This is a genomic window from Leuconostoc fallax, from assembly GCF_004354645.1.
Taxonomy (GTDB): domain Bacteria; phylum Bacillota; class Bacilli; order Lactobacillales; family Lactobacillaceae; genus Leuconostoc_B; species Leuconostoc_B fallax.
In genome coordinates this window covers 1-13,174 of the sequence record NZ_PUFI01000005.1, presented here as the reverse complement: position 1 = coordinate 13,174, position 13,174 = coordinate 1, and the positions used below count along the sequence as shown (strand labels likewise).

Sequence of the window (13,174 nt, the reverse complement as noted above, 5' to 3'; positions counted from 1 at the left end):
GTTGCGTGTCATTCATTACAAAAAGATTACAATATTACACTGTCTTACCGGCAAAATTAGGATACCAATCTTTAGAAAGCACTTGAACTTTAGCTGTTTCTTGACCTAATTTAGCTGCAATAAATTGATTACCACCAATATAAATACCGACATGATAAGGGTTTGCTGGAATTCCCCAAAATAATAAGTCGCCTGGTGTTGCTTGGAGTACACCAATCATTTGATGTATTTGATTAACTTGCGTGCTGATTTCATTTGACCACTTGTAATGATTTTTTGGTTTGTAATCTGAATGATTTAATACAGCCGCAACCCATTCACCACTATTTAATTGGCTATAAGATGTATTGATAAGGTTAAAAGCAACCTGGATACTTGAACCCGATTGCTTTTCTAGTATTGGACTATTGTGCATTGACCACAATCCATCCATTATAATAACCCACACCAGCTTGAGTGAAGTTAGGATTAACGATAAATTCAGTATGACCACCATTTACCATGCCAGTTTCATAGTACCAAGCATTAATAACTGATGAACCAGCGCCAAAACCATTGGCTACAACTTCTGGCGTATTAGAACTAACGTGCGCCCCAAACCAATTAGATGATGAACCCATCAATTGTGCACGTTGTTGTGCATGCGCTGACAATGAAGCACTAATTGTAACAGGCTTCAATCCCATCTTGGCACGCATTGCATTCCAAGCATTAATTGTTGCATCAGCAGATGATGTTGCAACAGATGAAGTATTTGATGTTGTTTCATTACTTGTTTGAACAAGTTGTGCGCTACTTTTTGTTTGTGTTGTTTGCGCTTGTTGTGTGGCTGCTTGTGTTGTTTGTGCTGCTGAACCGCCATTAGCTTTGTAAGCTGAATATTCTGCGGCTGTCATGTAATTATCATGGTTTGCATCAGCTGCAGCAACGTATTCAACATTAGCAGGTACTGTTTCTGTAGATGTAGTAGCTGTTTGTGTTGGCTTTGCTTCAGTTGTTGTTTGTTGTGCTGAACCGCCATTAGCCTTGTAAGCTAAATATTCTGAAGCTGTCATGTAATTATCATGGTTTGCATCAGCTGCAGCAACGTATTCAACATTAGCAGGTACTGTTTCTGCTGATGCTGTTTGTGTTGACTTTGCCTCAGTTGCTTGTTGTGCTGAACCACCATTAGCTTGATAAGTTGTATATTCTGCGGCTGTCATGTAATTATCATGATTTGCGTCAGCTGCAGCAATATACTCAACATTGGCAGGTACAGTTTGTGCAACAGTCTTTGTTTCGACCGTTGCTGTTGTTTGTGCTGTAGATAACTTCAAAACAGCATCCGTTACAACCAAATCAGTATTGGAAATATCGTTATTTTGAGCTAATACTTGCGCACTAACACCCGTCTTTTCAGCAATTTTTGTTAGTGTATCGCCTGATTGTACTGTATAAGTTGCTTTATCGGCACTTAAACCTTTAACATTTTGATCAGTTGAAATGTTAATTGTACTACCAGCTACAATCAAATCTGATTGTGAAATATTGTTAGTTTTTGCTAAGGCATCAACAGTTGTGTTATGTTCAGTAGCAATTTTTGATAAAGTGTCACCTGATTGTACAGTTACTGTATCTGCTGATACAGTCGCTTGTGCGCCAGTGAAGGCTGCAGCGGCACCAGCAGTCGCTAACAATGCATTTTTGATTATCTTGCTCATAAGGGGGTATCTCCAGTTTATAAAGTATTTAGTAAGATTATTAATTTTTAGACTTGTTCTTAAACAAATCTTAACAACATGAACTAGTATACCTATTTTTTATAACATCAATATTGTTCAATCTTTGCTATTAAATAACAATGTTACAAAATTATTTCATGAGCTAATAATGCGCTGTGATCGCGTTTATCCGTCAAAATGTAATTTTTTTCAATAAAAAAATAGTGTGATTTCACACTATTTCATCATCATTGCATAAATCTTAATGCCTTAATAAAAAATTTAGAATTTAAAAGGATAATAAAATGCTGCCATAAGTAAAACCAGCACCAAAGCCTGTTAATAATACTTTTTTACCTGTTAACTGCTGTTGCTGTCGTAATTCATCTAAACCAATTGCAATACCAGCAGACGATGTATTACCATATTTCGTAATATTAGTAGAAAATTTAGTGATTGGCTGTTGCAGTGCATCGGCAATAAATTCAATCAGTCTCAAATTCGCTTGATGCGGGATAAAGTAATCAATATCATGTGGTGTTAAATCATTTTGCGCCAAAAATTTAACAATATGTTGTGGAATCAATGTCGTTACTTCACTGAAAACATCACGACCCACTTGTGCAAAAGCGTCCATTTTTGGGTAGTTATCAACAGACAATTGAGTTAAGGGCGCGACCCGTCCTGAATGTACGACCTCGGAATTACCAATAGTGTGCATTTCTTCATCTATAATAATCCCTTCTTCTGCTGATGTTAAGATATAGGCAGCAGCTGCGTCACCAAAAAAAACGGTGGAAGTTCGATCAGAAAAGTCCATCATTTTAGAATTTACTTCAGCAGAGATCAATAATATATTACGATAACTACCTGAGCGAATAAATTTATCAGCAGTACTTAACCCAAAAATGAATCCTGAACAAGCTGTTGCTAAGTCATAAGCCCAAGCACCTTCAGCATTAAGGTTGCGTTGTACCAATGCAGCAGTGGATGGGGATAAACCATCTGGTGTAAATGTCGTCACAATAATCGCATCGATATCACTTGCGTCTAGATGTGTTTGTGCTAATGCTTTTTTAGCAGCCGCAGTCGCTAAATCGCTGGTATCTTCACCCTGCAAGGACATATGGCGTGTTTTAATCCCAGTATGTGCTTGAATCCAAGCATCACTCGTATCCATGATTTTTACCAAATCATCATTTGTCACAACGTTTTCAGGGACATAATGTGCACTGGCAATTATTTTAGTTCCGGGCATAATCTTCCCTCTTTAGTTTTAAATACTTTACCTATTGTAACGAATTTTTTCAAAATTACAAAATAAATAAGAAAGTTGGCGAACCAACTTTCTTATTTTTACTTTTCAGTTTTATTAATGAAGGTTTGGACAATGTCAGCGGGAATAGAGAAACCCATCCCCTCAACACTTGTACCATCTGTTGAGTTGGCTAATTTCATCGAATTAATACCGACTACCTCACCCTTTAAATTAATCAAAGGCCCGCCAGAATTTCCTGAATTAATCGCAGCATCCGTTTGAATAACGGTGGCCTTAGTGCCTTGACTATTAACGACCAGTTGACGTCGTGTAGCCGAAATAATCCCACTCGTTAATGATGTTGCATATTCAGAACCTAGCGGTGAACCAATCGCTAATACTTGTTGTCCAGATTGGAGCTTTTTAACATCTGCAAAAGTCGCAGCTGTTTTAAAGTGCTTGGCGCTTGTCCGTAGTACAGCTAAATCCTTAGTGGTATCTGTACCAACGATGGTTGCCGTGGCTTTCTTCCCCGCAGCAGATATTAACTGAAGCTTAGCCGAACTAGCCACAACATGGCGGTTGGTAATAATATAAGCGGTATCACCTTTAATCTTATAGACAACACCAGAACCTTCAGAAGCAGTGGTTAAGTTGCTACTATCATCGCTTGCATTACCCACTGTTAGGCCCCATTGAGCGGATTGCTTTTGCTGCAAATTCTGTACAGTGACTACAGCATTTTTCACTTTATTGTAGGCTGTTGTCGCATTGTCCTCGCTTGTATAAGAGACAGTCGAAACTTTCGTAACTCCTGTATGATTACTTGCTTTATTTGATACAAACGATTTTTGGAACCATGAATTAGGCTGTAGTCCTGTATAAACGACTAGTCCACCAATCACTGCAGCAACAAGTGCTACTAATAAAAAGGCTTTTTTTGTCATCGTTAATCCTCACTTTTAATTCAATATTATATGACCCATTAAGATTAAGTCAGATTTACATTGGTAATGTTACCTTAAACACGGTACCTTGTGGCTTATTATCATAAACAACAATTTTACCATTATGGGCTAAAACAATCCATTCAGCAATCGATAAGCCAAGTCCTGTACCACCCGTCTCTCGGTTACCTGTCTTATCCTCTCGATAAAAGCGATCAAAAATATGTTTTTTGGCTTCATCACTAATACCACTACCAGTATCTGCGACACTCAATACTAATTTTTTACGTTCAACTGTAGCCGATACTGCGATTTTGGCACCAGAAGAAGAATATTTTAATGCATTATCTAGTAACAAAACAAGTAATTGATGAATTCTCTTACGATCAATCGAAACCTGTTGTGGTACGTCAGTTGCTAAGGTCACTTCTTTCTCATCAAATTGCGCCATCTCTTGATAAGGCGCTGTAATCTCTGTCAAAAATTCAGCAATATCAGTTGCTTCTTTTTCTAACTTCGTCATATTCGATCCTGCTTTAGCCAAAGTCAACATATTACTTGTTAAGGCATTTAGACGGCGAATTTCAGACAAAGATAAAATAATTTGACTCGACTGATTCCTAATTGTATCTTCGGGGTGTGTTAGCATTGTTTCTAACTTACCCTGAATAACTGCCAAGGGTGTACGTAATTCATGTGCTGCTGTATCAACGAAATCTTGCTGTCGTTGCCATGATTTCAAAATTGGAATCATGTTTCGGCGACTAATCACATAACTGATTGCTAATGCTAGTAACCCGAACGTACCAAATGACCAAAAAATCACTTGCTTAAAGCGCTGTAAATTAAACATTGTATCTGTAACATTAACAAGCACCATGGCATATTTTACTTTGGTGTCTTCGAAAGTCACATTGTTTTTAAATGCAACACTCGCCATCCGATAATGATTACCGTTGACTTCAATGGTTGTAATTGGTCGACTTACGCCTGATTTTTGAAAATGAATGCCCGCTAACACTTCTGAACGATATACATTGGCTGCGAGTTGATCCACAACAACTTTAGATTTTTTATCAAATAAAATAACTTCTGTTCTTGTATTTGGTATCGATGTTGACGGTATTCTTTTTGTGGTTGTATCATCTGCTAAGTATTTTTGTTGCTCCCATACCCGCACTTGTTGATTAATCGCCATATCTGAACTTTGATAAATTGAGCGTGTGTACGTCCAATAAATAAGCAAACCCAGAAACGTAAAAATAACAAAGAAAGCACCAAATTGCCATAAAAATCCGGAAATTTGTTGCCGCTTATTGATAATATTCGGCATTATTCACCTACTTCTAAGATAAATCCAATGTTTCGTAATGTCTTGATCAAATTATCTTGACCCACTGCTTCTAATTTACGACGTAAATTATTTAAATAGATATTCACAACATTAATGGTTGTATCGGAATCAATGCCCCAAACACGATCAAATATTTGCTCACGTGTAATAATAATATTTTTGTTTTGTGCTAAATAAGTCAAAATATCAAACTCTTTACCAACTAATTTAACAGGTTGTCCATGCACTTGTACCCCACGATTTTCGAGATTAATTAAGACATCCCCAACCTCAATGGTATTGTCTTCCGAGAAAACACCACTACGGCGCAATAACGCTTTAACGCGTACAAGCAACTCCTCGCGATAAAAAGGCTTTGTTAAATAATCATCTGCGCCGACATTAAAACCTTCAATTTTATCATCAAGAGAACTTTTAGCAGTCAGAATCAAGACCGGCGTTTCAATTTCTTTCTCACGTAGATTTTTGATAATTGTTAGACCATCTTGTCCTGGTAACATTAAATCGCTAATCACCAAATCATATGGTACTTCTTGTGCTTCAAATTCTCCGTCTAAACCATCCTCGACGACTTTAACATCTGAAAAATCTTGCAAAAAGCCAACAATACTATCTGCTAAGTTCACATCATCTTCGATTAATAAAATTTTAATTGCTTTTGTCATGATTCTCTCCACCTATCCAGCATTTTACTATTTCTATTCTACCCTTTTCGGCTTAATTGAAAATAAAAAATGCGACATACGTCGCATTTTATCTACTATTGTAGTGTTAGTTTTAAATCTTCTGCTTTTATCCAACCAAAATGTTGAATAAAAATATATTTTAGTAACAGTGCTAGTAAGACTGGTAAAATAACGAAAACTAATAATACAAATATAATCGCCAGTATACTTTTATCCGATTGGCTATATGCTGTTAAAGGCCCAATCAAACCAGAGAAACCAAAGCCAGCAGAGAAAGCCGTCCCTTTTATATTTAATAGTGTCGCAATAGCGCCCATGATACCCGCACCAATTGAAGTTGGAATAAATAGTTTTGGCTTGGTCAACATATTGGCCATTTGGATTTTAGGGGAACCAACGAAATGTGCCAATGTACCACCTAATGGATTCACGCTACTGCCCATGGCAGCTAAAGTAAAACTCGCTACCGTAATGCCAGCATTAGCTGCACCCGATCCAACACCTGCTAAACCAATGGCCATACCAATGCCAACAGATGAAAGTGGTGACACAATTAAGAAAGCAAATATCATGCCTAATAAAGCGCCCATCAAGATAGGTGTTAAATCAGTTGCATAAGCAACCAATTCACCAACATACGTTTGGACGTTTCTTAATGGTTCCAGTGTCGCTAGGCCAATACCACCTGCAATAATCAATGTTAATAGTGGTTGCAAGAGCATTTTGAGATGCCCTAGTCGTTGCTTAGTTAATTGAACAATAATGGTCGACAGGAAGGCGACTAAAATGATGTTCAAAATAACACCGGTACCAGCAATCGTCATCCCTTTTGGAGAAGGCGTCACAACTCCTGCTGATACAAAGGTAGCTAAAGCAATTGAACCAGCATCAATCGTTGATAATTTCAAAATTTGACCGACAGCAAAGCCCGAAACGATTGGCAAAGCACACTGTGAGAGTGTTGTCATAAAGCCGATTTGTTGTGCGAAAGCATTACCTGAAAATAATGGTAACAGTTGATTGACTAACGCACTAGGTATCAATGTTATGACGATTCCTAAGCTCGTGCCATTTAAAACATTAATGATAAATTTCTTGATTGTTTGCCATGATGTGGTATTGGTCATGGTTTTTTGAGTCGTCATAAAGTATCCTATTAAATTTCGTGCTCTGACGTTTGATTTGTTAATATTGTCAAAGTATCCTGCAATGCAATATCTACCATATTCTTGACTGCAATATTGGTAAAGAAAGCAACATGTGGTGTTATCAATACATTTGGCATTGCTAATAATTTGGCAATTCTTGAATCTGGTATGCCCGTCGTACTCAAGTTATGATTGAAAACAGCTGATTCACCTTCTACTGTGTCTAATGCTACGGCAGCTATTGGTCCATTCTCTAAAGCGACAATCAAATCATCTGTATTAATAACGGGTCCTCTAGAAGCATTAACCAAATAACTTTCTGGTTTCATCTGTGCAAAATCTTTTGCGGTCAAAAGGCCAACTGATGTTGGATTGAGATCAACATGCAAACTGATGACATCGCTTTCGCGCAGTAATTGTGCTTTAGAAACATAGGTCACAATACCTTGTAAGTCCTCACGTTGCTGCACATCGTGAGCCAATACTTTAGCACCTAAAGCATGTAACAGTTTTGCTAGTGTGCCACCGATTCGTCCAGCACCAATAATCCCAACAGTGACGGAGTGTATTTCTTTTGACTGAAGCCCCGCCCAACGAAAATCTTGATTCGCTATGCGTTGGTCAAAAGCCAAAGTTTGACGCAGCAGTCTAAAAATCTGCATCAACGCCATCTCAGCTACTGAACGTGGTGAATATGCTGGTACATTCGTCACAGCCAATCCTGCTTTTTTAGCTAGGTCCACCTCAATCATGTCATATCCAGCGGTCCGCGTTGCTATTTGTTTTAAACCAGCATCTTTTAGTTGATGATAAAAAGCCACATCACCGCCTATTTTTGATGTTTGCTGGATAACCAGACCATCGATGTCTGTTAAATCAGGTAAAGTTCCTGGATGACATTCTTTCGTGGTTACCATAATATCGATATGATGTGCTTTAGCAAAATCATCAATCGCTGATTGTTCATCATCCCGGACACTGGTCATCAAAATTTTAGTCATTATGCTTGGGCGCTTTCCTCAATATATTCACCAAGACGCTTCATTGCTTCTTGTAGGGTTGTCATTGAAGCAGCGTAACTGATACGAACATAGCCTTCACCACCAGGTCCAAAAGCTGATCCAGGAATCAAGGCTAGCTTATTTTTGTAAGCAAGATCACGTGCAAATGCAACATCATCTTGGCTTAATTCAGCTGGAATTTTGGCGAAAATATAAAATGCACCGTTTGGTTTAGGTACAGTAAAGCCAAGTTGTGTCATTTGATCATACACATAATCACGACGCTTTTGGTACTCAGCTTTCATATCTAATGTGTCTTGTTTACCTGCTGCCGTACTCAAGGCCTCTGTTGCGGCAACCATAGCTGAATTAGTCGCTGTTGTAATTGTAAACTGGTGAATGAGGCCGAGACGTGCAACTAATGGTGCAGGTGCTGCTAGGAAACCAATACGGTATCCGGTCATCGCATGTGATTTTGACACACCATTTAACAAAATTGTTTGTTCTGGTAAATACTTTGCCATTGAAGCATGCTTTGCATCATAAGTTAATTCTGAATATATTTCATCTGAAATCACAATAATATTTGTGTCACGTAGGACATCAGCCAAAGCTTGCACTTCCTCAGCTGTATAAGTAACACCTGTTGGGTTTGAAGGGAAGTTCAAAACGATTGCTTTAATCTTATCACCATGCTCTTCAATCGCTGCTTTCAACATTTCAGGACTCAAAACAAAACCATTAGCAGATGTATCCATAAATACTGGTTCTGCACCATCAATGATCGTAATTGGAATATACAGCGGGAAAATTGGTGTTGGCAATAGTACTTTATCACCTTCATTTAAAATTGAAGTCAACACCGTATAAATTGCTTCGGTCGCACCAACTGTGGCAATGATTTCTTCTTGCGCGTCATAGTCTAAGTCATAGCGATCTTTTAAGAAATTTGCAGCTGCTTGACGTAATTCTATTTTTCCATTAGACGCTGCATAATGAGAATCATCATTATTAATCGAATCAATGGCGGCCTGCTTAATATGATCTGGCACATTAAAATCAGGCTCTCCCAAAGTTAATTTTAAAATATCAGGGATACTACTGATTTCATTATCAAAAGCACGAATAGCACCTGGCTTAACCAAGTCCAAACGCTTGTTGAGTGATGACAAAATACTTTGTTTTACTTCGGGCATATTCTCTCTCCATTTTCTCAAAACAAAACCCCGTCTGATTACAATTAACCAGACGGGGTTCACATGTCCATGCATTACGAACTTGTGTGATATCTGGTCGCTATGTCGCTTCCGTATACCAACACAAATTACTTTTGGTATACGTTCTACGCAAAATACCAAAAGTAATAAAATGATGTAATTTTAATCGCTGCTTGTGACATGTATTGAGAACCTTCTTAATTGTTTGATGTCACTATTATATTAGTATAATTTTTGATTGTCAATAATCTCATAATATTTTCACTATTCTTTTAACTTTAATTTGTGCGGTAACGCTCTCCCCTGCATCACATCTTGAACAATTAAATCGATGTTCGTTTTGGTAATCGCCCAATCATCGTTTTTGATAACATATGCTGTATTTTCTAAGGCTTCTGGTAACTTAACATCACGTAAAAACTCTGGAGACGTAATTCGCCGTGTTACCAAATCTGGATTATCGCCTCTTACCTGGACACGCTCAATTAATGTATCTGGATGAGCCACCGTAATAAATAGAATGACGGCTTGATTGCCTAATTCACGTGCATAAGTAACGGCTCCAGCCGTATCTAAAACAATTGTTGTGTAATCACTTTTTTCCCACGCATGATTAAGTCCCTCATATGAAGAACCATACTGAAAACCTGCATATGCCACTCGTTCTAAATAATGTTTTTCTTCAAACGAAGCTGGTGTTTCAAAATAATAATCAATATTTTGTTTTTCGCGATTTCGTGGTGGTCGCGTTGTGTGCGTTATAATACGTGGCATATGATAATTTTCTTGTAAATAACGTGCAATCGTTGTTTTACCAACACCTGTAGCACCTGTTATGACGAAGACTTTCTTATTTTTCATCATACTTTTCCTCATCTCCATGCCCTTTTGTTAGTTATATTGTATCGTAAGTTTCGCTTGAGATGGTAAATCTTGCTACACTCTGTTTTGACTGATAAAATTGATGTTATATGTCAAATTGATTGGAGATTTTAATGTCAATATTATCACGCGCATTCAAGCGCGAATCTGTAGATCGCTATCTACAAGCTGATGCTCATATGAAACGGGAGCTATCAACACTAGATTTGGTTGGATTAGGTGTTGGTACAGTAATTGGTACCGGAATTTTTATTCTGCCAGGCCATGAAGCTGCCCAAAATGCCGGTCCTGCTGTCTCAATTGCATTTCTAATTGCTGCCTTCTTTTCTGGATTATCAGGTATGGCCTTTGCGGAATTTACGTCAGCCATGCCAGTAGCAGGTTCTGCGTATTCTTTTGGTAGTGTTATTTACGGTGAAATTATTGGTTGGCTCCTAGGCTGGTCGCTCATTCTAGAATACTTCTTGGCTGTTTCAGCCATTGCAACTGGATTCTCAGCCTATTTTGCTAATTTGCTCACTATCTTTGGGATTCACACACCTAAAAGTTTGTTAGCCGGCCCAATGGAGGGCGGTGTTATTAATTTATTCGCGGTGCTGATTATTCTTATTGTTGCGGCTATCTTATCTCGTGGCCTACATACATCTAAAAAGATTGAAAATTCAGCCGTTATTATCAAAGTTGCTATTCTTGGATTATTTATTATTGGTGGTTCTTTCTTCATTAAAACAAGTAACTATGTGCCATTTTATCCCGAAGAATTTCGCAGAGGTTTCGGTGGACTAGGTGGTATTTGGGCCGCAACGGCTAGTATCATCTTCGCATTTTTAGGTTATGACACAGTTGCAGCTCATGCTGCTGAAGTGAAAAATCCTAAGAAAACGATGGCACGCGGTATATTAGGGACTGTCTTAGTATCCGCTGTATTGTATACACTTTTCTCCGTTGTCCTAACTGGGATTGTTAATTATAAGCAACTTGGTGTAGACGATCCTGCAGCCTTTGCCCTACAAACAATTCATCAAACCCAATTCTCAGTTGTCATTACAGTTGGTGCGTTGATTGGTATGTTCACAGCTATTCTAGCTTTAATTTATGCCTCTTCTCGTTTGGCTTATTCCTTCGGACGTGATGGACTATTACCAAAATCATTAGGTAAAATATCGATAAAATCTCAACTACCTGTCAATGCGTTAATCGTAGCAATTGTGGTTGAAGTTGTTTTCGCAGGTGTTGTACCGTTAAACACATTAACTAGTCTGATTAATGCCGGTACATTATTGGCCTTTATGCTTGTTAATTTTGGCATTATTATACTGCGTCATCGTAAAGATTTACCTAATGATGGTTTTAAAATGCCTGGGTACCCTGTGTTTCCTTTTATAGGTGGTGCCCTTAGTTTATTCTTCTTAACACAATTATCATCAGAAACACTGTATATGTTTGGAATATGGTTAATCATTGGTACCATCTGGTACTTTAATTATGGTATCCGGCATTCCAAATTAAATCATAAATAAAAAAACGCGTTAAGCGTTTTTTATTTTGCCATTATAAAACAAAAAAGAAGGGAAAGAAAAAGAGAGTTACAAGAACTCTCTTCTTTATCATGGGCCTGACGGGACTCGAACCTGTGACCCCTGCGTTATCAACACAGTGCTCTAACCAACTGAGCTACAGGCCCATAAGCGAATGACGGGAATCGAACCCGCATAGCCAGCTTGGAAGGCTGGAATTCTACCATTGAACTACATTCGCAGGCTTACCTTGTCGCTTCAGTCAATCTCTTGACCTATGGCGCGGGACGGAATCGAACCGCCGACACATGCAGCTTCAATGCATTGCTCTACCAACTGAGCTACCGAGCCATCTAAGTATCTTCATACTTAAACGGTCACAACGGGGTTCGAACCCGTGATCTCCTGCGTGACAGGCAGGCGTCCTAACCAGCTAGACCATGCGACCAATTGCGGGAGCTGGATTTGAACCAACGACCTTCGGGTTATGGGCCCGACGAGCTACCAGACTGCTCCATCCCGCGATAATATTATGTCTTACCCTCTATATTTAAGGGTTAAGGAGGATGGGGGATTCGAACCCCCGCGCCGGTTTCCCGACCTGACGGTTTTCAAGACCGTTCCCTTCAGCCAGACTTGGGTAATCCTCCACTATCTCTGAAGGCCCTCTCAATGGACCTTGTTGGACTCGAACCAACGACCGGACGGTTATGAGCCGTCTGCTCTAACCAACTGAGCTAAAGGTCCTTTATCGACCTATCGCGGCGGGGGGAATCGAACCCTCGACCTCTCGGGTATGAACCGAACGCTCTAGCCAGCTGAGCTACACCGCGATCGTGCTAAACCATATCACATACGATTTAATCGGGACGACAGGATTCGAACCTGCGACCCCCTGGTCCCAAACCAGGTGCTCTACCAAGCTGAGCTACATCCCGATAGTTTCTCGAGAGCTTCAGCTCCTCAAAAACTTAAAAAAGAGATTAAATTACTCTAACCTCTATGCACCTAGCAGGAGTCGAACCTGCAACCTCCTGATTCGTAGTCAGACGCTCTATCCAATTGCGCTATAGGTGCATATATGCCGGCGACCGGGATCGAACCGGTACGATATCTCTATCGCAGGATTTTAAGTCCTGTGCGTCTGCCTATTCCGCCACGCCGGCATATTAAGCGGACAACGGGATTCGAACCCGCGACCCCCACCATGGCAAGGTGATGTTCTACCTCTGAACTATATCCGCATGTTCATGCCGACTAAAGGACTCGAACCTTCGACCCCCGCTTTACAAGAGCGGTGCTCTACCAACTGAGCTAAGTCGGCGCTACGTTTCCCGTTCGCCAGTATCTTCAGCCTTTTCCGGCTATGGAAGTTACAGGGATCGAACCTGTGACCCCCTGCTTGTAAGGCAGGTGCTCTCCCAGCTGAGCTAAACTTCCATATCTATGGAGAGGAAGGGA

General features: G+C 39.4%; 11 protein-coding genes and 14 tRNA genes. 1 reads left to right on the top strand and 24 read right to left on the bottom strand.

Translation table 11 applies throughout. The annotated features are described in order from the left end of the window. Nucleotides 1-34: 34 nt before the first annotated feature. From C5L23_RS00650 to C5L23_RS00605, 10 genes are all read right to left on the bottom strand, one after another. A complete protein-coding gene (locus tag C5L23_RS00650) occupies nucleotides 35-415 on the bottom strand; it encodes an NlpC/P60 family protein (RefSeq protein WP_133264139.1) in 381 nt (126 codons plus the stop codon). After that, nucleotides 405-1,703 carry a LysM peptidoglycan-binding domain-containing protein gene (locus C5L23_RS00645; RefSeq protein WP_010006935.1) on the bottom strand — a complete coding sequence of 433 codons (1,299 nt, stop codon included), beginning with the start codon at nucleotides 1,701-1,703 and terminating at the stop codon, nucleotides 405-407. The genes C5L23_RS00650 and C5L23_RS00645 overlap by 11 nt, the downstream gene beginning before the upstream one ends. Nucleotides 1,704-1,992: 289 nt before the next feature. Next, a complete protein-coding gene (locus C5L23_RS00640; RefSeq protein WP_133264138.1) occupies nucleotides 1,993-2,961 on the bottom strand; it encodes a beta-ketoacyl-ACP synthase III in 969 nt (322 codons plus the stop codon). A 98-nt stretch (nucleotides 2,962-3,059) separates the two neighbouring features. Next, nucleotides 3,060-3,908 carry a S1C family serine protease gene (locus C5L23_RS00635; RefSeq protein ID WP_010006937.1) on the bottom strand — a complete coding sequence of 283 codons (849 nt, stop codon included), beginning with the start codon at nucleotides 3,906-3,908 and terminating at the stop codon, nucleotides 3,060-3,062. Between the two features lie 55 nt (nucleotides 3,909-3,963). Then, nucleotides 3,964-5,241, bottom strand: a complete 1,278-nt coding sequence (locus tag C5L23_RS00630) for a sensor histidine kinase (protein WP_010006938.1) — start codon at nucleotides 5,239-5,241, stop codon at nucleotides 3,964-3,966. Continuing rightward, nucleotides 5,241-5,927: a response regulator transcription factor gene (locus C5L23_RS00625; RefSeq protein ID WP_010006939.1), complete on the bottom strand. Its 687-nt coding sequence runs from the start codon at nucleotides 5,925-5,927 to the stop codon at nucleotides 5,241-5,243. The genes C5L23_RS00630 and C5L23_RS00625 overlap by 1 nt, the downstream gene beginning before the upstream one ends. 95 nt (nucleotides 5,928-6,022) lie before the next feature. Next, nucleotides 6,023-7,093, bottom strand: a complete 1,071-nt coding sequence (locus C5L23_RS00620) for a PTS sugar transporter subunit IIC (RefSeq protein ID WP_010006945.1) — start codon at nucleotides 7,091-7,093, stop codon at nucleotides 6,023-6,025. Between the two features lie 11 nt (nucleotides 7,094-7,104). Beyond that, nucleotides 7,105-8,097 (bottom strand): D-2-hydroxyacid dehydrogenase, encoded by a 993-nt coding sequence (locus tag C5L23_RS00615; RefSeq protein ID WP_010006946.1) that lies wholly within the window; start codon nucleotides 8,095-8,097, stop codon nucleotides 7,105-7,107. Further along, nucleotides 8,097-9,293 carry a pyridoxal phosphate-dependent aminotransferase gene (locus tag C5L23_RS00610; RefSeq protein ID WP_010006947.1) on the bottom strand — a complete coding sequence of 399 codons (1,197 nt, stop codon included), beginning with the start codon at nucleotides 9,291-9,293 and terminating at the stop codon, nucleotides 8,097-8,099. The genes C5L23_RS00615 and C5L23_RS00610 overlap by 1 nt, the downstream gene beginning before the upstream one ends. Nucleotides 9,294-9,578: 285 nt before the next feature. Then, complete coding sequence (locus C5L23_RS00605) at nucleotides 9,579-10,175, bottom strand: nucleoside/nucleotide kinase family protein (protein ID WP_029508584.1); 597 nt, start codon at nucleotides 10,173-10,175, stop codon at nucleotides 9,579-9,581. A 134-nt stretch (nucleotides 10,176-10,309) separates the two neighbouring features. On the opposite strand from C5L23_RS00605, the gene C5L23_RS00600 reads away from it, so the two are divergent. Further along, a complete protein-coding gene (locus tag C5L23_RS00600; protein WP_010006949.1) occupies nucleotides 10,310-11,716 on the top strand; it encodes an APC family permease in 1,407 nt (468 codons plus the stop codon). Between the two features lie 90 nt (nucleotides 11,717-11,806). Here the strand turns inward: C5L23_RS00600 and C5L23_RS00595 are convergent. The 14 genes from C5L23_RS00595 to C5L23_RS00530 form a co-directional block, all read right to left on the bottom strand. Beyond that, a tRNA-Ile gene (locus C5L23_RS00595) sits at nucleotides 11,807-11,880 on the bottom strand. A 3-nt stretch (nucleotides 11,881-11,883) separates the two neighbouring features. Continuing rightward, nucleotides 11,884-11,954 (bottom strand) — tRNA-Gly (locus tag C5L23_RS00590). A 37-nt stretch (nucleotides 11,955-11,991) separates the two neighbouring features. Then, nucleotides 11,992-12,064, bottom strand: a tRNA-Phe gene (locus tag C5L23_RS00585). A gap of 23 nt (nucleotides 12,065-12,087) precedes the next feature. Then, nucleotides 12,088-12,161, bottom strand: a tRNA-Asp gene (locus tag C5L23_RS00580). Between the two features lie 2 nt (nucleotides 12,162-12,163). Beyond that, a tRNA-Met gene (locus tag C5L23_RS00575) sits at nucleotides 12,164-12,237 on the bottom strand. Between the two features lie 36 nt (nucleotides 12,238-12,273). Beyond that, nucleotides 12,274-12,363: transfer RNA gene (locus C5L23_RS00570), tRNA-Ser, on the bottom strand. Between the two features lie 23 nt (nucleotides 12,364-12,386). Further along, nucleotides 12,387-12,460, bottom strand: a tRNA-Ile gene (locus C5L23_RS00565). 12 nt (nucleotides 12,461-12,472) lie between these two features. Then, nucleotides 12,473-12,546 (bottom strand) — tRNA-Met (locus C5L23_RS00560). 31 nt (nucleotides 12,547-12,577) lie between these two features. Next, nucleotides 12,578-12,651, bottom strand: a tRNA-Pro gene (locus tag C5L23_RS00555). Nucleotides 12,652-12,716: 65 nt separating this feature from the next. Next, nucleotides 12,717-12,790, bottom strand: a tRNA-Arg gene (locus C5L23_RS00550). A 5-nt stretch (nucleotides 12,791-12,795) separates the two neighbouring features. Beyond that, nucleotides 12,796-12,879 (bottom strand) — tRNA-Leu (locus C5L23_RS00545). Between the two features lie 6 nt (nucleotides 12,880-12,885). Continuing rightward, nucleotides 12,886-12,957, bottom strand: a tRNA-Gly gene (locus C5L23_RS00540). A gap of 7 nt (nucleotides 12,958-12,964) precedes the next feature. After that, nucleotides 12,965-13,037: transfer RNA gene (locus C5L23_RS00535), tRNA-Thr, on the bottom strand. A gap of 43 nt (nucleotides 13,038-13,080) precedes the next feature. Continuing rightward, nucleotides 13,081-13,153 (bottom strand) — tRNA-Val (locus tag C5L23_RS00530). Between the last annotated feature and the right edge of the window lie 21 nt (nucleotides 13,154-13,174).

Excerpts from the sequence above, each read along its gene's own strand:
- C5L23_RS00645 (WP_010006935.1), bottom strand. The coding sequence starts at position 1,703 with ATGAGCAAGATAATCAAAAATGCATTGTTAGCGACTGCTGGTGCCGCT.
- C5L23_RS00605 (WP_029508584.1), bottom strand. The coding sequence starts at position 10,175 with ATGAAAAATAAGAAAGTCTTCGTCATAACAGGTGCTACAGGTGTTGGT.
- C5L23_RS00630 (WP_010006938.1), bottom strand. The coding sequence starts at position 5,241 with ATGCCGAATATTATCAATAAGCGGCAACAAATTTCCGGATTTTTATGG.
- C5L23_RS00600 (WP_010006949.1), top strand. The coding sequence starts at position 10,310 with ATGTCAATATTATCACGCGCATTCAAGCGCGAATCTGTAGATCGCTAT.
- C5L23_RS00635 (WP_010006937.1), bottom strand. The coding sequence starts at position 3,908 with ATGACAAAAAAAGCCTTTTTATTAGTAGCACTTGTTGCTGCAGTGATT.
- C5L23_RS00625 (WP_010006939.1), bottom strand. The coding sequence starts at position 5,927 with ATGACAAAAGCAATTAAAATTTTATTAATCGAAGATGATGTGAACTTA.
- C5L23_RS00620 (WP_010006945.1), bottom strand. The coding sequence starts at position 7,093 with ATGACGACTCAAAAAACCATGACCAATACCACATCATGGCAAACAATC.
- C5L23_RS00650 (WP_133264139.1), bottom strand. The coding sequence starts at position 415 with ATGCACAATAGTCCAATACTAGAAAAGCAATCGGGTTCAAGTATCCAG.
- C5L23_RS00640 (WP_133264138.1), bottom strand. The coding sequence starts at position 2,961 with ATGCCCGGAACTAAAATAATTGCCAGTGCACATTATGTCCCTGAAAAC.
- C5L23_RS00610 (WP_010006947.1), bottom strand. The coding sequence starts at position 9,293 with ATGCCCGAAGTAAAACAAAGTATTTTGTCATCACTCAACAAGCGTTTG.
- C5L23_RS00615 (WP_010006946.1), bottom strand. The coding sequence starts at position 8,097 with ATGACTAAAATTTTGATGACCAGTGTCCGGGATGATGAACAATCAGCG.